Source organism: Paraburkholderia sp. FW306-02-B, assembly GCF_058782725.1.
Map to the genome: position 1 here is coordinate 2,226,140 of NZ_JBYSXZ010000001.1, position 21,239 is coordinate 2,247,378.

Annotated in this window: 13 protein-coding genes and 1 pseudogene; 2 read left to right on the top strand and 12 right to left on the bottom strand. The window is 64.1% G+C overall.

Going from position 1 to position 21,239, the window contains the following annotated elements:
- Positions 1-3: 3 nt before the first annotated feature.
- Both AC3WOG_RS09825 and acs read right to left on the bottom strand, forming a co-directional pair.
- Positions 4-2,055, bottom strand: coding sequence for a carbon starvation CstA family protein (locus tag AC3WOG_RS09825; RefSeq protein WP_492577800.1), 2,052 nt, complete (start codon positions 2,053-2,055; stop codon positions 4-6).
- Between the two features lie 264 nt (positions 2,056-2,319).
- Positions 2,320-4,377, bottom strand: coding sequence for an acetate--CoA ligase (gene acs / locus AC3WOG_RS09830; protein WP_492577801.1), 2,058 nt, complete (start codon positions 4,375-4,377; stop codon positions 2,320-2,322).
- A 765-nt stretch (positions 4,378-5,142) separates the two neighbouring features.
- Here acs and AC3WOG_RS09835 point away from each other — a divergent pair.
- A pseudogene (locus tag AC3WOG_RS09835) lies at positions 5,143-5,224 on the top strand (ACT domain-containing protein); the annotation flags it as partial.
- A gap of 271 nt (positions 5,225-5,495) precedes the next feature.
- Here AC3WOG_RS09835 and AC3WOG_RS09840 read toward each other — a convergent pair.
- Together AC3WOG_RS09840 and AC3WOG_RS09845 are read right to left on the bottom strand one after the other, a co-directional pair.
- Positions 5,496-5,825: a transposase gene (locus AC3WOG_RS09840; RefSeq protein ID WP_492577802.1), complete on the bottom strand. Its 330-nt coding sequence runs from the start codon at positions 5,823-5,825 to the stop codon at positions 5,496-5,498.
- A 20-nt stretch (positions 5,826-5,845) separates the two neighbouring features.
- Complete coding sequence (locus AC3WOG_RS09845) at positions 5,846-6,481, bottom strand: DUF4382 domain-containing protein (RefSeq protein WP_492577803.1); 636 nt, start codon at positions 6,479-6,481, stop codon at positions 5,846-5,848.
- Between the two features lie 468 nt (positions 6,482-6,949).
- On the opposite strand from AC3WOG_RS09845, the gene AC3WOG_RS09850 reads away from it, so the two are divergent.
- Positions 6,950-8,389 carry a sialidase family protein gene (locus AC3WOG_RS09850; RefSeq protein ID WP_492579761.1) on the top strand — a complete coding sequence of 480 codons (1,440 nt, stop codon included), beginning with the start codon at positions 6,950-6,952 and terminating at the stop codon, positions 8,387-8,389.
- Positions 8,390-8,521: 132 nt separating this feature from the next.
- Here the strand turns inward: AC3WOG_RS09850 and AC3WOG_RS09855 are convergent, their stop codons facing one another.
- The 8 genes from AC3WOG_RS09855 to AC3WOG_RS09890 all read right to left on the bottom strand — a co-directional run bounded on the left by AC3WOG_RS09855 (position 8,522) and on the right by AC3WOG_RS09890 (position 21,188).
- Entirely contained in the window at positions 8,522-10,435 is a 1,914-nt protein-coding gene (locus AC3WOG_RS09855) for an SMP-30/gluconolactonase/LRE family protein (RefSeq protein WP_492577804.1), read from the bottom strand.
- 459 nt (positions 10,436-10,894) lie between these two features.
- Positions 10,895-11,551, bottom strand: a complete 657-nt coding sequence (locus AC3WOG_RS09860; protein WP_492577805.1) for an HAD-IB family hydrolase — start codon at positions 11,549-11,551, stop codon at positions 10,895-10,897.
- Complete coding sequence (locus tag AC3WOG_RS09865; protein WP_492577806.1) at positions 11,551-12,153, bottom strand: phosphatase PAP2 family protein; 603 nt, start codon at positions 12,151-12,153, stop codon at positions 11,551-11,553. The genes AC3WOG_RS09860 and AC3WOG_RS09865 overlap by 1 nt, the downstream gene beginning before the upstream one ends.
- Before the next feature lie 27 nt (positions 12,154-12,180).
- Positions 12,181-13,386: an MFS transporter gene (locus AC3WOG_RS09870; protein WP_492577807.1), complete on the bottom strand. Its 1,206-nt coding sequence runs from the start codon at positions 13,384-13,386 to the stop codon at positions 12,181-12,183.
- A gap of 65 nt (positions 13,387-13,451) precedes the next feature.
- Positions 13,452-15,485 carry a bifunctional DedA family/phosphatase PAP2 family protein gene (locus AC3WOG_RS09875; protein WP_492577808.1) on the bottom strand — a complete coding sequence of 678 codons (2,034 nt, stop codon included), beginning with the start codon at positions 15,483-15,485 and terminating at the stop codon, positions 13,452-13,454.
- A 73-nt stretch (positions 15,486-15,558) separates the two neighbouring features.
- Complete coding sequence (locus AC3WOG_RS09880) at positions 15,559-18,657, bottom strand: efflux RND transporter permease subunit (RefSeq protein WP_492577809.1); 3,099 nt, start codon at positions 18,655-18,657, stop codon at positions 15,559-15,561.
- Positions 18,658-18,723: 66 nt separating this feature from the next.
- Positions 18,724-19,788: an efflux RND transporter periplasmic adaptor subunit gene (locus AC3WOG_RS09885; RefSeq protein WP_492577810.1), complete on the bottom strand. Its 1,065-nt coding sequence runs from the start codon at positions 19,786-19,788 to the stop codon at positions 18,724-18,726.
- Complete coding sequence (locus AC3WOG_RS09890) at positions 19,785-21,188, bottom strand: TolC family protein (protein WP_492577811.1); 1,404 nt, start codon at positions 21,186-21,188, stop codon at positions 19,785-19,787. The genes AC3WOG_RS09885 and AC3WOG_RS09890 overlap by 4 nt, the downstream gene beginning before the upstream one ends.
- Between the last annotated feature and the right edge of the window lie 51 nt (positions 21,189-21,239).

Below are 21,239 nucleotides of genomic sequence, written 5' to 3' on the forward strand. Positions count from 1 at the left end.
TCCTTAAGCGCGCGCGACAACTGGCGTCTCGTGGGTGGTGGGCTGTGTGTGGCGCAGCGCCTGCCAGCTCATCCTGACGGCGAAGACGCACATCGCGAGCACCAGCACGACAAAGAGGCCGCAGACGACCGCATCCAGATAGTTGTTGAAGGCCACCCGCTGCATTTCCGCAATCGACCTGGCAGGCGCCAGCACTGTCCCGTGCTTGGCTGCGTCGCTGAACTTGTTCGCCAGCGAAAGGAAGCCGATGCGCGGATCGCTGCTGAAGACTTTCTGGATACCGGCCGTCAGTGTGGTGACCAGAAGCCAGGCTGTCGGCACTAGCGTCACCCAGACATAGCGCTCGCGCTTCATCTTCATCAGCACACTGGTGCACAGCAGCAGCGCAATGCCGGCAAGCATCTGGTTGCCGACGCCGAAGAGCTGCCAGAGCGTGTTGATGCCGCCCAGCGGGTCGACCACGCCTTGATAGAGGAAGTAGCCCCAGGCTGCCACACATAGTCCGGTGCCCAGCAGGTTCGCGGGCAGCAGCTGGGTGTTGCCGAGCGGCGGGTAGACGTGGCCCAGCATGTCCTGGATCATGAAGCGGCCGACGCGCGTGCCGGCATCTACCGCGGTGAGGATGAAGAGCGCTTCGAACAGGATCGCGAAGTGATACCAGAAGGCCTGCATAGCTGTGCCTCCGACCGCCTGGGCGAGGATCTGCGCCATGCCTACCGCCAGCGTCGGGGCGCCGCCGGCGCGCGACAGGATGGTGGTCTCGCCGATATTGGCGGACGCCTGGCTAATCATCTCTGGCGTAACGGTGAATCCCCAGCTGGAAATCACTTGCGCGGCGTGCGCCGCCGTGGTCCCGATGACCGCGGCCGGTGCGTTCATCGCGAAATAAATCCCCGGTTGCAGCACACAGGCCGCCGTCATCGCCATGACGGCAACGAACGATTCGGCAAGCATGCCGCCGAAGCCGATCAGACGCATATGCGACTCGCGCTCGATCATCTTCGGTGTGGTGCCCGAGGAAATCAGCGCATGGAAGCCCGATACGGCGCCGCATGCAATCGTGATGAACAGGAACGGGAAGAGCTTGCCGGAGAAGACCGGCCCGGTGCCGTCGATGAAACGCGTGGTCTGCGGCATCGAGAGCGTCGGCGCGACGACGTAGATGCCGATCGCCAGCGCGACGACCGTGCCGATTTTCAGGAAGGTGCTCAGATAATCGCGCGGTGCGAGCATCAGCCACACTGGCAGACTGGACGCAACGGCGCCGTACAGAATGAGAGCCCACGCGAGTTGCGGGCCGCTCAACGTGAACGCTGGCCCCCACGTCGGGTCGCCTGCGACCGTCTTGCCGATCATGAGTGCCGCGAGCAGCAGCACGACGCCGAGCGCAGACGCCTCGCCCACGCGCCCAGGGCGAACGATCCGCATGTAGACGCCCATGAGCAGCGCGATCGGAATCGTTGCTGCGATCGTGAAGAGGCCCCACGGGCTCGCCGTCAGTGCCTTGACGACCACGAGGCTCAGGACGGCCAGAATGATGATCATGATCGCAAGTACGCCGACCAGCGCGAGCGAGCCGGGCACCGGGCCCAGTTCGACCTTGATCATCTCGCCGAGTGACTTGCCGTCGCGGCGCACCGACGCGAACAGCACAATGAAGTCCTGCACGGCACCGGCGACCACCACGCCCGCGAGTATCCAGAGCGTGCCGGGCAGGTAGCCCATTTGCGCCGCCAGCACGGGGCCGACCAGCGGACCCGCGCCGGCGATCGCGGCGAAGTGATGGCCAAACAGCACCCACCGGTTGGTCGGCACGTAATCCATGCCGTCGTTGTGGCGTTCGGCGGGCGTTTGCCGGGCATCGTCGAGTCGCAGAACGCGCCCGGCGATGAATTTGCTGTAGAAGCGGTAAGCGATGAAATAGACGATCAGGGCCGCGGTCACGAGCCACACCGCGTTCACGTTTTCACCGCGCCCGAGCGCGAGTGTCGCGAATGAGAACGCACCGACTGCGCTAAGCGCACCCCACAGAAGAATGGACGCGAGCTTGTTCATGGCACCTCCGTGCAGACGCGTTGCGCGTCGGCACCAGCTATGCCACGCCACGTGGATACCGGCTGTTGCGCGGCATCTGGATCACGGCAGGCGATTGAGCCGACTCTGGGGCCGACATGAAAAAGGCTACACCCGCACCAGGGCCGCTGCAAGATGCGGTCCAGCACGCTTCGCTCAGACAAATGGGCCGCATTCGACGCGAATCCTCAACCGCCGCATTCGAGGAAGATAGATTTGGGCAATCGTTCGACGCGCGCCGTTGCGCTACCTCGCGAGCTCCTTGATCTGTTCAACAATTTCCGGATTGGCAAGCGTGGACACGTCACCCGGGTCCTGACGATTGGAAATCGCCGCGAGCACGCGGCGCATGATCTTTCCCGAGCGGGTCTTGGGCATATCGGGCACGATGACGACGCGGCGTGGCCGAGCGATCGCGCCGATCTGGGAAACCACCGATGCCGTGACCTTGTTCGCGATCTTCGTAGAGGGTGCGAGTCCCGGCTTCAATGAAACATAGAGGTCCGGCACCTTGCCCTTGATCGGGTCAACGACCGGTACCACTGCCGCCTCAACGACATCGGAGACGAGGAGAGCGGCCGACTCGATTTCCTTTGTGCCGAGGCGATGGCCGGCGACGTTGATCACGTCGTCAATGCGGCCGAGGATCCGGTAGTAACCGTCCGCTGCCTGCACCGCGCCATCACCAGCCATATAAGGCCAGTCGCGCCAGTCTTTGCTCTCGGGGTCATGACAATAGCGCGAGTAGTACTGGCTGACGTAGCGATCCGGGTCCTTCCAGATGGTTTGGAAGGACCCGGGCCAGGGGTTGCGGATGCAGATGTTGCCGGCCTTGCCCGAACCGCCCGGCAGCTCCTTGCCCTCGTCGTCATAGATCACCGGATGGATGCCTGGAATCGCGGGTCCCGTGCTGCCGGGCTTCATCTTGTGGATCGCCGGCACCGTACTGCAAAGGAATCCGCCGTTTTCGGTCTGCCACCAGGTGTCCACGATGACTGCCTCGCCCTTGCCGACCACATGGTGGTACCACTTCCAGACTTCGGGCTCGATCGGCTCGCCCACGGTCGTCATGTGCTTGAAATGGAAGTTGTATTTCGCAGGCTCGTCGGGTCCGTAGCGTCGTAGCGCGCGGATCGCCGTGGGCGACGTGTGGAAGATGTTGACGTCGAGGTTTTCAGCGATACGCCACGGCCGTCCCGCGTCCGGATACGTCGGCACACCTTCGTACACGACCGAGGAAGCGGCGAGCGCGAGCGGGCCGTAGACAATGTAGGAATGGCCGGTAATCCAGCCGATGTCGGCCATGCACCAGTAAACGTCCTCGGGTTGGATGTCCTGGATGTACTTCGACGTCCACGTGACGTAGGCAAGGTAGCCTCCGGTGGAATGCTGGCAGCCTTTGGGCCGCCCCGTGGTGCCGCTCGTGTACATGAGGAAGAGCGGCGCCTCTGCCGGCATCTGAACGGGCTCGACACGTTCGCCGCGGAACTTCCCGAGGACGTCGTTGATGATGACGTCGCGCCCCTCCACGAGTTTCGTGGGACTCGAGTACTTGCCCGGGTAGCGCTGCCATATCAGCACCTTGTCGACTTGATGACCGGTGCTGGCGGCCTCCATGACCGCAGTGTCAGCCTTTTGCTTGTGATCAAGGAACTCCCCGGCGCGGTTATAGGCGTCCATGGTAATCAACAGACGGCTTCCGGAATCCGAGACGCGATCGCCGCACGCCTTTCCGCTGAATCCGCTGAAGACCTGCGAGTGAATCACGCCGAGCCGCGCGCATGCGAGCATGGTGATGGGCAGTTCCGCCACCATCGGCATATGCAGGGTCACCCGGTCGCCCGCCTTCAGGCCGCCGAAATCGCGCAACAGGGCCGCGAACTCGTTGACGCGTACGAACAGCTCCTGATAGGTGAGGTGCTGTACCGCCTCGTTCTCCGGCTCCGGCACGAAATGGATCGCTGTCTTGTTCCGGTAGCTGGCGAGGTGGCGATCCACGCAGTTGTAGCACGCGTTGATCCTGCCGCCGACGAACCAGCGCCAGAACGGGGGATGGCTGGCGTCGAACGTCGTCTCCCAGTACTTGTACCAGTCCAGCAGGTCCGCGAACTCCTTGAAGTACTCGGGGAAGTTGTCGAGGGAAAAGCGCGCGAACACCCCCGGGTCTGCCAGATTGGCCTGCGCGATGAACTGGTTCGGCGGCGAGAAATAGTCCTCCTCCGGCCAGTGCACCGCGATCTGTGCTTCGGAGACATCCGCAGTTTGCTGCTCCGCGGCATGGCGTGGCGATTTGTCTTCTGACATGACGGCCCCCTTGATTTTCACCCGCAGCAACGGCCCGCACAAAGCGTGCTGGACTGCGTAGGTCAATATTAAGTGCGGGGCGGGTAACTTACCAGGACAGTGCACAAAAGGGTTGACCCTGGGCGCGGCCATTCGAATATCGAAGACGTCTACCAGCACGTGCACGTACCAGACGCGGACGGGCCCGCGCTAGCCGACGGGCGGTTTGCATTGGGTTTGCATTGTTTACGCCGGTGCCGGAAATGTCGTAGCAGAAGCGCTTTCGGCCGCGCGTCCCTGGCTTTCGCACACGCGAGTCGGCGCTCGCGTTGGTCGTCATCATGCGCACAAATTGCCGCCGCTCTCGCCACGGCGCTGGGGCTGGCGTGCACTGGTATGACGCGCCGTCTGCCGCGGCGTCCCAGTTTCGCATTCCCGTGTGTCAAGCACACTGACAATCTGCTCCAGACCCGGCGTGACTTCGATGCCGTCTTCGGCGGCGCGCAATCCGCAGGTCCGTCGCGCCCTCAATCCGTCGCTACCGCGCAGCAACATCTGGCTCGCCCATGACCGGAGCCGTATCCGCTTCACGGGCAAAGGGGTTGCGATCATCAATACGAGGTGAAGTGCGAGGTGAAGTGATTTCGGGCTGCATGTCCAACCGAAACAATTGGTTCTCGATGACAAATAGGATTCCTGATACTACCGCGCGGAGATTTGCCTGCGGGCCGCTCATGAGCTAGATTTTCACCGGGCCGCAATAGAAGAGAGGAAGGGGAAACTGTCATGAATCTTCTCGTGGAACGTGTGGATGTGTGGGCGGCGACAATCCAGCACAGACCGGGTGGCCTTGCGCAGGTACTGGACACCCGCCCGAGTTCCGCATTGAGCGGAAGGACAGCTTTGACAACGCAGGCGCCGCGAGGCCGACCGGTACCTCCAGAAGACCTCCATCGGCCTGTCGCCGGGCAGTTTTACTCGCTGGTGATATAAGCATTCCTCATTACATCGGATTTACTCGCCTTGCCGTCCTTATCGCGACACAAGCGCCTCAAGTCAGGTTTGCCGCTGTTCCCGACGCGATCGCCGCGCTGCCTGCGAAGCGCCGGAAATGCCATTCCGGCAGCGCGGGCCAGCCCTCAGGCAAAGTGACCCGTTGCACGGGCCAGGTCGGATGACCGGTCATCCGGTTCGCTATGCGCGAGCTCATTACGGGTGGCTGCAAGCAGGGTATGAACCTGTTCGAGGATGCCGCTGCGTCTCCACTGAAGATACTTGATGTAGCAGGTCTGCTGCGGCGGAAAATCCGATGGCAGATGGATCCATCGCTCGCCCGTGCATGTGACCCAGAGGATCGCATCCAGCACGGCGCGCACATCGGACGCAGGCCGCCCGAAGGGTTTCCTTGCACCAGGCTCAGGAAAAAGACGTCTGACTGTTTTCCATTCCTCATCGGATAGCCGATTCATTGATTTTCTCCTTGTCTTCACTACACGTTAGCCGTGCGTCGATCGTGGCGAAGTCCTCGCAGACCACGCGCAACGCCGTGATGCGCTGCGTCTGCGGATGAGTCAACTGGCTTTCCAGTACGGGCCAGAGGGCGCTGCCGACGGCCGGCCCTACACCGTGAGGCATCCTCGGAGCGGGCGAAATTTCTTGAGCCGACGCGGATACGGCGAGGCTGACAAGCGCGGCGCAAAACAGGACGTGGGACGCGGCCTTCATCGGTTTCCTCCAGCACTACCAAGGCGAACCGGGCGATTCTATGTTCCCGAAAACCGTTTGAGACGCGAATTAACGCAAATTGACGTTTTTGGCTGCGCCACGCCGATAGCTGCACGCTGGCCGTTGTGAGTGGCGGTTCGGTCGTGGTGCTGCCGACGACCACTGAGTTCGCGAGTGTATTGCGCTGATTCTGCGCCAGCGCCAGCCTCAGTTGCTGGTACTGGCCTGCCGCCAGCGGCGCGCGGCCGAGATCGGTCAGGACGCCGTTGGTCAGCGACAGCAGATCGATCTTCTGCGGAGCCGGCAGCGCAATGCCGGTCCAGCCGCCGTCAGTATCGCCGCCAGACGATCGCGCCGATTGGTTTGGGCGGTTTGTCGTTGTCGTTGCAACATGTTCCATCCGCTTACTTCGCTGGGTTCTGCAGACAGGTTTCGCACAGTCGCGACGCGCGTCAATTTTCGTTGTGTGCATATGGTTGCGGGCGGGCGGCGCGCATCGTCGCGTGCCACATGTTACAAAAAATTTCATGCCGCCTCCTTTCGTACGATCTAAATTCCTTTTCATTCCTTCTGGGGATCGTTATTGGCGGGACAGGGGGCGCCGAGACCGGCGAAATGCCGACCACCAGGGAAGGCTGACTGTTCGTAGACGGAGTCGTAGCCGACGTGCTGGCGGTGTCCAGCGCCGGCGGCCTGTGACATGGAAGCGGCAGTGGGTACCGGCGAACGACAATGGCGGGAGAGGCGCTTCGGCAATGCCATCGTGAAAGTCTCCGGCAAAAAGGCGCAATGCCAATCGAGCCAGCAGCGGCTGCCGTGCCGCTGCCGCTTATCCTGTTACGGGTCGCATATAGATGAGGAGTCTTCCATGCGACGCAACAAGTCTGGTGCATTTCTGATCGGAATTCCCTTTGCCGCCATGTTGGCGGCCAGCACAACAAGCTGGAGTGCCCCCACCCTGGTCTCGGGTCCCAGCCCATTTGCAAGCTGTACCGTCGGCGGACCCGGCACAGTCTACGTGAATGCGGAGGTCGAACCCTGGGTGGCTGTGAATCCCGCCAATCCGTCGAACCTCATCGGGGCGTGGCAACAGGATCGCTGGTCGAACGGCGGCGCGCACGGCCTGGTTGCCGGCTTCTCGTTCGATGGCGGTCAGACGTGGAAACAGACGAATCTGCCTTTCAGCGCGTGCGCAGGCGGACTCGGATACGAGCGCGCCTCAGACCCCTGGGTATCCATCGGGCCGGATGGGACCGCCTACTCCGTATCGATCTCGTTTAACCAGTCCAACAACAACAATGCAGTCGCCGCGGCCGTTTCACGGGACGGCGGCCAAAGCTGGGGGAATCTGAGCGTCCTCATCGCTGACAACGAGCCCACGCTGCAGTTCTTCAACGACAAAGAGTCGGTGACCGCCAATCCCATCAAGGCAGGTGTCGCCTATACGGTTTGGGACCGGCTCGAACTGCCGAACGGCAACCCATACGCCAACCTGCACACTGCCGCGTTCCGGGGGCCGTCGATGTTCTCGAAGACCGTCGACGGAGGTCTCACATGGAGTTCACCATCGGTCATCGTGACAGTGCCGTCACGGCAGCAGACGATCGGCAACCAGATCGTGGTCAACTCGCAGGACGGGACACTGTATGACTTTTTCGACCTGATCAGTCCACCGTTCGAAAAGTCGGCCGGCAAGGTTGCGTTCATCAAGTCGACCGACGATGGCGCAACGTGGACGAAACCGCAGATCATCGCCGGTCTGGAGACCGTCCCGGTCACGGATCCCAACACCGGCGAAGCGGTGCGCACCGGCGACATCATCCCCGAGCCGGCGATCGATCCAGCGACGGGTCAACTCTACGTTGTCTGGCAGGACTCGCGTTTCAACGGCGGCCAGTATGACGAGATCGCCTTCTCGACGTCCACGAACGGCGGTGCGTCGTGGAGCGCGCCCATCCGGGTGAACACACCCTCGGGGCGGCCGGCGTTCAATCCGTCGGTTCGCGTGAATGCCGCCGGCACGGTCGCTGTCACGTACTACGACTTCCGCGACCTGGCGGCGGATAACAAGTCGACGCTGCCAACAAACTACTGGCAAACGACGTCGACCAACGGCGGGGCGAGCTTCGGCAGCGAACTGCGGCTATCCGGTCCGTTCGATCTGAAGACGGCGCCGGTAGCGGAGGGATTCTTCCTCGGGGACTATTCAGGTCTGGAAGCGCGAGGGAATGCTTTCCTGTCATTCTTCGTTCAAACGAACTCAGGCAACACCTCCAATCGCACGGATGTATTCTTTGTTGCGCCGTAGCTTCGGGCAGCCTGGCTGAGGCCCAGACCGCCCAGATACTGCTGGGCGGTCGTGCGGCAGTGCACGGAAGTACGCCGGCGCAAGCCATCGCATACCCGTTGCCGGGGGCGTAGGCGCAACGAGCACGGTTGATCAGGGTGTCCAACGATAAATAATAATGCTGGTGCCGTTGTAGTTGTCCTTCGTGATCACGTACTCTCCGGTCGACCGGCGGTACGATCCAAGGCCGTACATCGAATCCACGTCATTGCCGACGTACACGGTGTTGGGGCTGCTGTTGATAAACGTGGTGTCCAGGCTGCCTGTGGTCAGATTGAAGGCGTCGATGTTGGGCACGGTATGGACGTATCCGACGAACAGATAGTTGCCGGCTGCCGTGATCGACTTGGGATTGGCGCTGGTGATATTGATCACCGGATTGGGCGCGGTTGTGTTGCCTGCGAGCCAGCCGTGATACACCTCGATCCGCGTTCCGATCGACGTCCAATCTGTGCTCCCAACAATTCCCTGCGCCAGGATCATGGTGTCGCTTTCCGGCAGATAGATAATCCGCGTCAACGGCGCGATCGTGCTCGGAATGGGCGTCGCAATTCCCGCTCCCCAATTCGGCTTACCGCTGGCGTCAAAGCCGGTCAGCGGATAGTGCGAGATGGTATTCGTCTTGTCCAGACCGGCCCAGACGTCCCCTTTGCTGTCAAGGGCGAAGCCGTGCCTGACCGGTGCGGTCGTATTAAACGCTGCACCTGGAATCGCGGCGTCCGGTATGGCGATGTAGCCATTCGCAGCATTGAAGTGGAAAAAGTAGAAGGTATCGGGATTCTGGCCGGCTGCCACCAGGATCCGGTTGGCGCCGACGGTGGCGAGTTGACCGAAGTGCTCATCGCGCGCGCGATCGTTGAGGTTGATGCGTGGATCAGATGGATAGTCGATTGGATCGACAGTGTTCGCGACGAAGGTTCCTCCAGCGGAGCCGGTGTAGATGTTGGTGCCTCCATAGAAGTAGGCGCCATCGGTACCCGGGTCCGGAGCGGCGATCCCCTCGAAGTTGAGAGACTGAAGCTTCCATCGCAGGTGGCCGGCGTTGTCGTAGGCGTGAATGTCCGTGCCGCCGTCGCGGCCGAGGTCCCAGGTTCCGCCCCATGGGTTGTTGAGCACATACAGGTTGCCGGCGGTGTCCTTGCCGATGCCGGTGACGCGGGTAAAGCGCTTATCACCAACCTGGCCTTTAATTCCGGCCGTAGCGTCGAGATATCCGCTCTGAATGCCAAACGTGCCGACCAGCAACGGAATGCTCGCGACGTTGTAGATCTTGATGTTCATGTCGGGGCCCTCGTCGCCGATCATGAGACACCCAGTCGCCGAATCGAAATACAGCGCGGACGGTCGAGAGGCGACGGACATCTGGATGGTGTTCAGTAGCACGCCGGCCGGATTGATTTCGAGGATTGCGCCCGCGCTCTTCTGCGCGACCCAGATGTTTCCTGCGCTGTCCACGACGAGCCCGCCGGGGCCTGAGACGGCGATATCCTGCCGCCAGACGCCGTCGGTGGTGTAGACCCGGACGCGATTTCCAGGAAAGTCGCTCGCATAAAGGAGCGAGCCCGACGTCGCGAGTCCGGTGATGACATCAGCCCGCGGCTCAGCCGTTGTCGCGCTGACCGAGATGAGAAAATCGCGGGTTTGGGTGGTTCGGCCGTACCGCCCCACCGTGCCGCTGCCGTAAGCGGTATTAAATTTCAAAGCGGCGAAGATTGAAGTTGCATTGCCAGTAATGGCGCTGCCCTGAAATTCGCCGTGACCTCCCAGGGACCCCATGCTTTGGCCGTTCTGGTATACCGCAATACCACCCTCGTTTTCGTCCCACATGGATGCCGTATAGATAACGCCTTCAGGCGCGACCCACATGGAGCGCGCGGCGTTACCCACGCGGGTGGCGTTGGTCCCAAATGTGTTCGCCACCCAGTCGGTGGCGTACTGCCCCTGGCACGCTGGCGCAATCGTAGCGATCAGCAATACGGCGAAGAACGTGGCATAGATTCGTTTCATATTCGTTTCATGATCGTGAAGAGCGCCCTTCGGAGGCACCTGAGTGGGGGGATTGTGGTTTCAGCGTTGACGACCTGATGGGCTCAACGTGGAGACCGACCGATGGTTCCTGGGGCTGCCTTCTTTGTCGTGCTGGTATGCGCGTTATGGGGCTGGAAGATTCTTCGATCTGGAAAGGTCTTCGTCGAAGCGTGCCCGGCGCCGTTCGCCCATTCGGTAAGCGGCGTTTCGCAGGAAATTGTTCTTGTCCACTCGCCGCTCCAACAAGTGTCGAGTCTGTCCAACCCAATCCTGCGTTCGAGCGGTATATCGGCGAGGTGTGGAAAAAGTTGAGTTGTTCGCGTTTCCAGTACAGGTAAGCGGTGCTAGACTTCAGCCCGAGCAGCGCTTCCAGCCGGTCCGCGAGGTGGGTGAGCGTTCACGTGTCGGCTGGCGGCTCGCAAGGCCGTGTCTACGGCGTCATCGTTTGTGTTCCCATGCATCCATTGGCGGCATTGCGCCGAGTCCCCTCAGCCATGCATGATGGGCCAGCGCGAGCATTTCGCGGTCGCCTGGGCTGTCGCCGTACGCATACAGCACGCGCGGTGGCTCGCTGCCGAACCATTGTTGCAGCCGCCGCTCTTTCTCAGGCCCCCAACAGTTCGGCGAGGCGAAGCGGCCAGAGAACCGGCCACCGCGAAATTCGAATTCTGTCGCGAGAACCGCATCAAAACCCGCGCCCGCAGCCCAATGCCTCAGGTAAAGCGCAGGCGACGCGCTGACCAGGACGAGCCGGTGGCCGCATCGCTTATGCTCCTGGATTCTGGCCGCCATTTCCGGTCGGATCAGGGCATTCAACCTTTCTGTCGCGTACCGCTGCGCCGCGCCTTCCAGTTCGAGTTGGGTCATGCCGCCGAGCGTTGCAGCCAGAAAACGCGCCTTGGCGGATCCCCGATCGCACACGTCCGCTAGCAGGCCCACGAGCCACGGTGACGCACGCACGACCCCAACGGCAAACCGGCCGTGACCGACCGTGTAATGCACGAAGTCACGCAGGCTGTCCGAGGTGGTGATGGTGCCGTCGAAATCGAACGCGGCAACGGCTTGATTGCGCTGCATCGGTTGGTTGGTGATCATCAGCGCCGCAGCCAGCCGAGAGCGATCGGCCGCGCGAGAAGTTTGCGGTACACCACGATCGCCCATCGCGTCACGGCACTGCCAGCGAGATGCCAGAGCGGCGCGATTAGCGCATAAGCCGCACAGGCCACCACGACAGCACCCAACATGTCCAGCGGGAAGTGAACACCGAGAAAGACCCGCGCCCAGGCGACCGAGACGCCGGCCAGCAGCGTGAGCCCGCCCAACCGGCGCGCGCTTCCCAGCAGCAACGTCAGGGCGATGCCGGCGAACACGGTCGCGTGGTCACTCGGAAAGGACGAGTCCGGCGCATGCGGCAGGAAGGTATGGCCGAGACCGATCATGAACGGACGCGGATGCTGCCACACCAGGCCGATCAGCTGGTTCGCGCCGACCCCGAGCATCGCGACGAGGCACGCCCGGATGGCCAGACTCCGTTGCGCTTCGTTACCCCACAGCCACATAGCTGCCAGCAGCAACGGAATCAGCCAGATCACGTAGTCGGCGATCAGTATTGCAATGCCGACCAGCCACGCGGGTGTTGCGGTCGTGCCGTTGATCAGGAGAAACAGCGCCTGGTTGAATGCTTCGAGTGTATTCATCGCAATGAAGTCATTGATAAAGATCCATCAGGCTCGCGAGGCCGCCTGGCGCGGCGCGTACCAGCACAACAGCAGCGGCACCACGACGAGCGCCGCGCCAGCGAGAAAAGTCGTCGAGGCGCCAAAGCGATCCCACAGCCAGCCGGCCAGCGTGCTCGCGAGCAGCATGCACAGGCCGCAGGCCAGGTTGAACACGCCGAACGCGGTGCCGCGCAGCGTCGAGGGGGCGGTTTCGGACACCATCGCGGCGAGGATGCCCTGCGTGAAACCCATGTGCAGCCCCCACACGGCAGCACCGACGAACACTGAGATGACCGACTGGCCCATGCCGAGCAGCAGATCGGCCGCGATCAGCAGCGCCATGCCGAGCGCCAGCAGATGGCGTCGATCCAGCCGGTCCGAGAGGATGCCGACCGGATACGCCGACAGCGAATACGCGAGACTCATGACGACCATCACGCCGGGAATCCACGCAAGATCCAGCCCCGTCTGCTGCGCGCGCAACACCAGGAATGCTTCGCTGAAGCGCGCGAGCGTGAACGTTGCGCCGATGGTGACGATGAACCAGTAGCGCGCCGGGAACTCACGCAGCGCACGCCAGTGCAACGGCGAGCGGAAGGTACGCCGTGCCGGCGCATGGCCCGATTCGTCGATGCCGAACGCGATCAGGCCGATCGCGATGAAGGCCGGCACGACGGCGAACCACAACACGGTACGAATGTGGTCGGCAAACCAGAACATCAGCGCGATGGCGAGCGCGGGTCCGAGGAACGCGCCGATCGTATCCATCGACTGACGCAGACCGAAACACGCGCCGCGGATCTCCGGCGGCGCCACGTCCGCGACCAGCGCATCGCGCGGCGCGCCGCGAATGCCCTTGCCGACGCGATCGAGCAGCCGGGCCGTGATGACCCATGCAGGCGAGCTCGCGAGCGGGAACAGCGGCTTTGTCAGCGCCGCCAGTCCGTAGCCGAGCAACAGCAGGCCCTTGCGCCGTCCAAGCCAGTCGCTGAGCGGCCCGGAGAATACCTTCACGATGAGCGCGGTTGCCTCTGCCGCGCCTTCGAGCGCACCGAGCGCGGTCACGCTCATGCCCATGGTGGTCACGAGGAACACCGGCAGCAATGCATGGACCAGTTCTGACGACAGGTCCATGAAGAGGCTCACGAAACCAAGCGCCCAGACCGTGCGCGGAATGGCGATCCTGGTGGGTGAAGGCGTGTCAGGGGTCATAGCGTGTGATGGGTTAAGGGAGTCCGGGCAGCATATTGCATCATGATCGTTCGCGGCTCAGTGTTTCAACGGGGAGCTTCGGAAGCGCCCGGCAAGACCAGCACAGCGCGCCGGACCGACCCGTCTTCGAACGCCGTGCGGCTCGACACCTGCATTCCCATAGGGAGCAGTTGAGGAATGACGGAGGCATCCGGCCAGGTCGTGGCAGCACCCAGCGTGACGAAGTGCCACGGTTGCTGAAAGGCCTCCTGATACAGCGCGCCGTACCAGATCGGCCCATCGGTCACACCATCGGCCCTGGTGCCGTTCGCCAACCGGTAACGGGACCGCCACAGTCGCAGCACTAACCGGTTCATCGGTTGTCGCGGATCGAATTTCACAAAGACCAGTTCAGCGCTGTTTCCTTCCGAGAGTTTCTGCAGCACGGGTAACGCGGCCACTGATGTCTGGGGCGACAGCCACAGCAAGGCAGACCTGGCGGACCACGGAGTCGCGGGTTGCCAGCCCGCCGACTCGAGGCGATGCGCGATCGCACTGGAATCTGTGCCCCACTGCAACGGCAGGTATTCTTCCTCCTCGCCGCTCAACTCGATCCGGTGGCCCGGCAGCGCACGCCATCCTCCCTCAGTCCACTGGCTGAGGGTGAGCACCGTTTCGTGCAGTGCGGGGCTATACCTGGCGAGGTCGGTCCGCAGATGTTCAGGGTTCGTCCAGGGACCGAAGATGGCGAGCACCGCAGCCACAATGAAGGCCAATGGCTTCGGACGCACGTTGTCGCGCACCCGCTGATACGTGTAGGTGCCGGCCAGTACCGCAAACCACGCGAGCCCGAGGCTCCAGCCACCCAGTACGTCCGCCAGCCAGTTTTCCCCGAGATACAGGCGGGCAAACCCGGTGAGCGCAACCCAGATGGCGACAACCGTGATGACCACGCTGCGCCAGAGTGGCGGTTGCCGGCGCACCAGCAGCCAGGCCAGGAAACCGTACACGAGCACGTTGAACGTGGCATTGCCGCTCGGCAACGGAGTGTGCGCTGCGCCTGCCTGCCAGGCGAACGGTCGCGCGTAATCCTTCCCGGGTTCGATGACGGGACCCAGGACAGCTGCTATCCCGACGGTGAGAATCCAGTAGCCCGCCGTGCGCCAGCATCGCCGCACGATGAGCCAGACGAGAACGGCGGCGGCCACCACCAGCCCCACCCACTGGGCACCCAGTTCCATTACGCCGGCCATCACGTAATCGGTCGGTACCGTGCGCAAGGTCTGCAGGAAGCTGTAGATAAGCGTGTCGGCACGAACCAGCGGATCGTTCGCGAACACGTCCTGCAGGATACCCAGAAACAGCCACACGCTGCCAATGAAGAGCAGCGCCAGCACCAGGAGTGTCTGCGACTCCGGCCTGTCCGGATCGCCGATGGCCGATAGCCGGCTCGCCAGACGAGGATACCTGCGGCTCAAACGCTGTACAGCCAGTTGCGAAGCGGTCCTCGCGAGCGGCGTGCCGCGCTGGATGCCCAGACGCGTCAGCCGGACCACCAGCCACAGCAGTGCCGCCAGCAGGAGCAGCATCACGGCGAGGCGCCCACTGACCGCTTCGGCGAGTTGTGCCGATGCGCCAAACACGATCCCCGGGCCGATATGCGCCGGCGACCAGGCCAGTGCGGATGCGATGTTGATCGGATAAAACCTGCGCCGCGGCATGTGCGCCGTGCCGACGACAAGCGGAACGATCGCGCGCACGGGCGCGAAGAAGCGGGCCAGCACGATACTTTTCCCGCCGTGCCGTTGAACGAAACGCTCGCCACGCTCCCAGACCGCCTCGTGCCCCTTCGCCACCCACCACGCGCGCACCTCGCTGTGATACCGGTGGCCGAGCTCGTAGCTGATGCCGTCGCCTGCCACGGCGCCGAGTGCGCCGATGGCGAGCGTCATCCACCCGTTCAACGCACCGGCCCCGATCAGCGCGCCCGCGCCGAACATCACGATGCCCGCGGGGATGAAGGTCCCGACGACGGCCAGCGACTCCGCGCACGCGACGCCGAAGACGACGGCGAGGACCAGCCAGGGATGGGCGCCAATGCTGGCAAGCAACGCGTGCATATGCGGTTCCGGTTAAGTGCGGCGTTTGCGAAAGTGCATGGATCACCGGCTCGATGTGGCGGCTGAAGGTTTCTTACGGTTCCGCCAGCGTGTCGCGCTCGAAGCGGCCATAGCGCAGCGCAAGCGTCGGCAGGACAACCAGGTTCAGGATCGTGGAGGTGGTCAGTCCGCCAAGAATGACGATCGCCATCGGCCCCTCGATCTCGTTGCCGGCCGCGCCGCTGGTCAGTGCAAGCGGCAGCAAGGCGAGCCCGGTCACGAGCGCCGTCATCAGGATCGGTATCAGCCGCTCGGACGCGCCACGCACGGCCGTCTCCATGCCCCACGGCAATTCGTCGACATGCACCAGATGCTCATAATGGCTGATCAGCATGATCGAGTTGCGCAGCGAAATGCCGAACAGGGTGATAAAACCCACCATGCCGCCCAGCGAGAGGTCGCCGCCGGTCAGTAGCACGCTGAACACGCCACCCACCAGCGCGAACGGCAGGTTCACCATCACCAGCACGACACCGCGCCGGCTCTTCATCGCGAGGAACAGCAGCAGTGCGATGCCTACGATGGACATCGCGCCATACGCGAGCAGATCGCGCTGCGACTGTGTGCGCGCTTCGCTTTCGCCGGAGAACACCGCGTACGTGCCTTTAGGCATCACGATGTCGCGATTCACGCGCGCCTGCGCTTCGCTCACGAAATCGCTCACCGCACGGCTGCCGAGATTGACCGAGACCGTCTGCATCCGGCGACCGCCGTCGTGCGTGATCTGATACCGGCCGGAGACCTGGCCGATGCTCGCCAGGGCGCGCAACGGCACCGCCAGTCCATCCGGATTGCGCAGCATCAGCGCGCCGACGTCGCCCGGATTCCGGCGCGCATCGGGCGCGAGAATCACGGTGACGTCGTAGGGCCGGCTGCCTTCGTAGGTTTGCGCAACCGTGCTCCCCTGCCAGGCGCCCTGGATTGCATCGAGCACGTCGACGGGCCGGAAGCCCCAGCGGCTCAACTGGTCGGGCTTCAGTCTGACGTCGAGCTCCGGGATGCCCGGCGGCGATTCCACCCGCACGCTCGCGGCGCCGCGGATCGTGCCGAGCAGCCGGGCGATGTCCTGCGCCTTGCGATCGATCACATCGAGGTTGTCGCCGAACACGTTGACCGCGACGGGCGCCGTCACACCCGAAATGGTCTCGTCGATCCGTTCGACAAGAAACGTGTTGACCGAGGTCGTGAGGCCGGGAAAGCGGGCGAGCGCAACCTGGATACTGCGCAAGATCGCGCTCTGCCGGGCCGCGCTCATCGGCGTGAGGTCGACCTCGAACTCGCTCAACTGAACGCCGACCGGATCGACGACCTCGTTCGCCCGGCCGGCGCGCTGCGCGACCAGCCGCACCCCCGGCAGGTGCATCAGCGCCTGCGAAACCTGCGTGCCGATGCGCATCGATTCGGCGAGCGACGTGCCAGGCGCCAGGCCCATGTGCACGATGTAGTGCCCCTCGCGCAACTCGGGAATGAAGTTGCCGCGCAGAAACGGCAGCGCGGCCAGCGCCGCCACGCACATTATGGCGACCACCACCATGACTGTCTTCACGCGCTGCTCGACCTTCAGCAGCAAGGCGGCGTAGCGCGCCTTCAGCCTCGTGAGCAGGCGCGGCTCGTGAGCCGGCAGCGGCCCACGTGTCAGCAACGCGAGCGCCATCGCCGGCGTGAGCGTGAGCGCGACGCCGAGCGACGCCAGCACCGCGAGGATGTAGGCGACGCCTAGCGGTGCGAACAGCTTGCCGGCTATCCCCGAGAGCGTCAGCACCGGCAGGAAGATCAGCATCACGATGAAGGTGGCGAACACGACCGCACTGCGCACCTCGAGCGAGGCGCGCAGCACCACGCGGAACGCCGCCATCGGCTCGCGCCGGGTGCGGTTCTCGCGCAGCCGCCGGTAGATGTTCTCGACGTCGATGATCGCATCGTCGACCACTTCGCCGAGCGCGATCGCGAGGCCGCCGAGCGTCATCGTGTTCAGGCTCACGCCGAACGACGTCAGCACGATGATCGCGACCAGCAGCGAGAGCGGAATCGCGACGGCTGAAATGACCGCGGTCCGGACATTGAGCAGGAACAGGAACAGCACCGCGATCACCAGCGCCGCGCCGACCAGCAGCGCCGTGCGCAGGTGGCCGACCGCCGCGTCGATGAAGTTGGCCGGCCTGAACACGTCGGCGTTCAGGTCGACGCCTTGCTGGGTCAGTGCCGGCTTGAGCGCGGCGAGCGTCTTCTCGATGTCCTTCGTGACGGCGAGCGTGTTGGTGCCGTACTGACTTTCGAGGACCAGCATCACGCCGGGCGTGCCCATGATCGATGCGGCACCGACCGGAGGCGCGCTGCCCCAGGTGACGGTCGCGACGTCGCCGAGCCGCACGGCTGCGCCATTGCTCCCGCGCAGGACCACACCGGCCATGGCGTCGGGTGTCCGGATCTGTCCATCAGTATTGATGGCGATGCGCTGATTCGCGCTCTCGATGAAGCCCGCGCCGCGCACGCCGGTTGACGTCCGGGCCGCAGCGATCACGTCCTGGATCGACAGCCCGTAGCGCATCAGCCTGGCCGGATCGACCTGAATCTGCAGCTGCCGCGTGTCGCCGCCGAACACGATGGCGTCCGCGACGCCCGGCACGCTCAACAGTTGCGGCTTGACCGTCCACTGCGCGATGTCGTACAGATCCATCAGCGAGCGGGTTTTCGAGGTCAGGCCAATCGTGCGCACCACGCTCGTCGTGGTCGTGAGCGGCAGCAGCCTCGGCGGCTGCACGCCCGCAGGCAGCGTCGCGGCCAGCGCGTTGACGCGCTCGGACACGAGTTGCCGGACCTGCAGCAGGTTCGCATGACCGTCGAACACCACCGTGATCGCGGACAGGCCTTGCAGCGACTTCGAACGCATCGACTGCAGGCCGACCATGCCGGCAAGCGCGTTTTCGACCGGCTGGGTCACCAGCGTCTCGACCTGCTCGCTCGTGAGGCCCGGCGCCTCGGTCTGCACGATGCTCATCGGCGGAGCGAACTCCGGAAACACGTCGAGCTTCGCGCGCGTGAGCGTATAGAGGCCATAGCCGGCCAGCAGCACTGCCAGCGCGTAAACGACACCGCGAAAGCGCAGCGAGAATCGGATGATGGCGTTGAGCATCGGCGGCCAGAAGTGTGCGGTGCGGGTGAAGTGGGCAAGCCCGAGGCAGGCCAGCCGATCTGCGGATCAGTCGTCACACTCCGGCGGATCCTTGCACGCCGTCGCGATGCCCTGTGGCCGGAGTTCCTGGGAGAGCAGCAGTTGCGCGCCATGCATCACCACTTCATCGCCCGCGTGAAAACCATCGGTCACGACGAAGCCCTGATCGCTGGAAGAGGCGTCCGGCACGTAACGTCGCGTGAAGCGATCGGGGGCGGTGCGCACATAGACCCATAGCTGTCCGCCGTACCAGATCACGGCAGGTTCGGGAATCACAAGCGCGGACACGCTCCGGTTCGACGCCGGCACATGCGCGGCGGTGCGCGTTCCCACCGGCAACGCGCGCCCGGCCGCGTAGAAATACGGGTTGCCCTGGACCGCCGGGTCGCCCTGCGGCGAGGCAGAGAGTTTCTGTGCCGCGACCGGCTGGCCGTCCGGCGCGTCGACCTTGATGCGCTCGGGCGGGGCGCCGCTGTAGCCGGCGGGCAGCGTCACGCGCAATACGACCGCGCGGCCGGTGAGCAGGCGCTGGAACAGATCCGAGGCCGGCGCCATCGCGGCGCTCGTGAGCGCATCGCCGAACTGCTGCCGCATCGTCGCGTCCAGCCCGCTTTGCGCCGCTTCGGCCGACTGCAGCTTCGCCTGATCGCCCTGCATAGCCGCTCGCGCGTCCTGCAGGCTCTTCTGCGAGACGTTGCGATCGTCGTCGAACAGCACGCGGCTACGCTCGTATTGCGCGTGCGAATTGCCGGCCTGTGCGCGCAACGTGTCGTCGTCCGCCCGCGCGGCCGCGAGCCGGTTGCGCAGATCGAACAGCGGCTGCAGGTCGACCACCGTCGCGTATGCGGTGTTCTCGGGCTGGATGGCGACGACCGCGAGCGGCGCGACATCGATGTGGCTGGCACGCTGCACGTCGGGGGCGACGACGACCACCGTTTCGCCGTTCACCGTCTGCACGGACGGCTGGGCGGCGGCCTGCCCAGGTGCGCCCGGCCTCGGTTGACTGGCAACGAGTGTCTGGTAGATGAACCAGCTGGCGCCGGCCGCCAGCAGCACGGAGACAACCGAAAGAATGACTAATGTGCGTTTCATCGGGATATCTCTTGCTGGGTCACGGTGGGGTTGGCGCTCTCCGGTGCGAGCGGCCGCTGCAGCGCGTCTTCGAGTGCGCCGGCCGCCTGCTGGGCGCCGACCACGGCGTCCAGATGGGCGATCTCGCTCGCTTCGTAGTCCGCCCTGGCTTGCGTGAACGTCAGGCGGTCGCTGGTGCCGGCCGTGAAGCCGGCGGCCTGGCTGTCCAGCTGCTTTCGCGCGGTTGCCAGGTGTGTGACGGAGAGCTGCACGGCATCGAGGCTTGCCTGGTAATGGGCGAGTGCATGGTCGAGGTCGTTGAAAATCGTGTCCTGCAACGCTGCGGTGCGCGCGGCCGCCTCCTTGCGTTTCGCCTCCGCCTGCGCGATGCCACCTTGGTTCTGGTCGAAGACCGGCAGCGTGATGCCGGCGAGGCCAAACGCGATCTTGTGCGTACCGGTGTCGTAGGTGTAGCCGGGTCCGAAATGGATGTCCGGATATTGCTTCGCGACTTCGAGCTGCAACGCCGATTCGGCAGCCGCATACTCGGCGAGCGATGCCAGCAGATCGAGGCGATGGAAAACCGCCTCGCGCTGCGCGTCAGCGGCAGGGGGCGCAGGTGGCGCGATGACGAACGCCTCGCCATCGAACTGGATGTCCTCGAGCGCGGTGAGCGGCACGCCGATCGCCGTCGCCAGTTGCGCGCGCGCGTCCTGCGCGGCACTGCGCGCAGCGGCAAGATCGGCCTGTGCCTGGGTGGCTGCGAGCACCGCCGCATCGACGTCGGGTCCGGCGTTTTCGCCGACCGAGCGGCGCTTCGTCACCATCGCGACGATCTGCTGCTGGGCGTCCGCCTTGCGCGACAGGAACGCGGTGTGTTGCCGGGCGGCGTAGAGCGAAAGCAGCGCGTCGCGCACCTGGGCGCGCACCTTCCACGCCTCGTTGCCGATGGCGAGGCGCGCGGCTTCAGACAGGTGCGACGCCTGGTCGATCCGGTAGCCGCGCTTGTGCGCGGTCTCGATCGGAATGTCGAGCGCGGGGCCGACGACCCATGGCGCACCGGGCCCCGGGTTCGGCGTCGCGTACTGGAACGGCAGTTGCAGCACCGGGTTCGGAATCGCGCCCGCGATATCGATGCCCGCTTGGGCGGTGCCCCATTGCGCACGCGCGATATCGAGGACCGGGCTGTAGTAGTCAGCCGCGAGCGTGAGCATCCCGCGGTTCCAGCGCGGCAGAGGCCACGGATCGATATCGTGCCCGAGCTGTCGCGCGAGGTACGCGCGCAGTCCGGCGCTCGCAAGCGTCCGCTCCTCGAAGCGTTGGGCGAGTTGCGTCGGCGCGATGGGCTGCGGGTGGTAAGTCGCGCATCCCGTCAGCATCGCCGTCAGCATCAGGCAGGCGAGCAGCAACGAGCGGCGCATAGCAATATCCAGGGGTCTGTTGGCCATCTGTCGAGATGGCGACAGACGTGG

What these genes read in the sequence shown, in the direction of transcription:
- AC3WOG_RS09825 (WP_492577800.1), bottom strand. Translation starts at nt 2,055, where the DNA reads ATGAACAAGCTCGCGTCCATTCTTCTGTGGGGTGCGCTTAGCGCAGTC.
- acs (WP_492577801.1), bottom strand. Translation starts at nt 4,377, where the DNA reads ATGTCAGAAGACAAATCGCCACGCCATGCCGCGGAGCAGCAAACTGCG.
- AC3WOG_RS09840 (WP_492577802.1), bottom strand. Translation starts at nt 5,825, where the DNA reads ATGAATCGGCTATCCGATGAGGAATGGAAAACAGTCAGACGTCTTTTT.
- AC3WOG_RS09845 (WP_492577803.1), bottom strand. Translation starts at nt 6,481, where the DNA reads ATGGAACATGTTGCAACGACAACGACAAACCGCCCAAACCAATCGGCG.
- AC3WOG_RS09850 (WP_492579761.1), top strand. Translation starts at nt 6,950, where the DNA reads ATGCGACGCAACAAGTCTGGTGCATTTCTGATCGGAATTCCCTTTGCC.
- AC3WOG_RS09855 (WP_492577804.1), bottom strand. Translation starts at nt 10,435, where the DNA reads ATGAAACGAATCTATGCCACGTTCTTCGCCGTATTGCTGATCGCTACG.
- AC3WOG_RS09860 (WP_492577805.1), bottom strand. Translation starts at nt 11,551, where the DNA reads ATGATCACCAACCAACCGATGCAGCGCAATCAAGCCGTTGCCGCGTTC.
- AC3WOG_RS09865 (WP_492577806.1), bottom strand. Translation starts at nt 12,153, where the DNA reads ATGAATACACTCGAAGCATTCAACCAGGCGCTGTTTCTCCTGATCAAC.
- AC3WOG_RS09870 (WP_492577807.1), bottom strand. Translation starts at nt 13,386, where the DNA reads ATGACCCCTGACACGCCTTCACCCACCAGGATCGCCATTCCGCGCACG.
- AC3WOG_RS09875 (WP_492577808.1), bottom strand. Translation starts at nt 15,485, where the DNA reads ATGCACGCGTTGCTTGCCAGCATTGGCGCCCATCCCTGGCTGGTCCTC.
- AC3WOG_RS09880 (WP_492577809.1), bottom strand. Translation starts at nt 18,657, where the DNA reads ATGCTCAACGCCATCATCCGATTCTCGCTGCGCTTTCGCGGTGTCGTT.
- AC3WOG_RS09885 (WP_492577810.1), bottom strand. Translation starts at nt 19,788, where the DNA reads ATGAAACGCACATTAGTCATTCTTTCGGTTGTCTCCGTGCTGCTGGCG.
- AC3WOG_RS09890 (WP_492577811.1), bottom strand. Translation starts at nt 21,188, where the DNA reads ATGCGCCGCTCGTTGCTGCTCGCCTGCCTGATGCTGACGGCGATGCTG.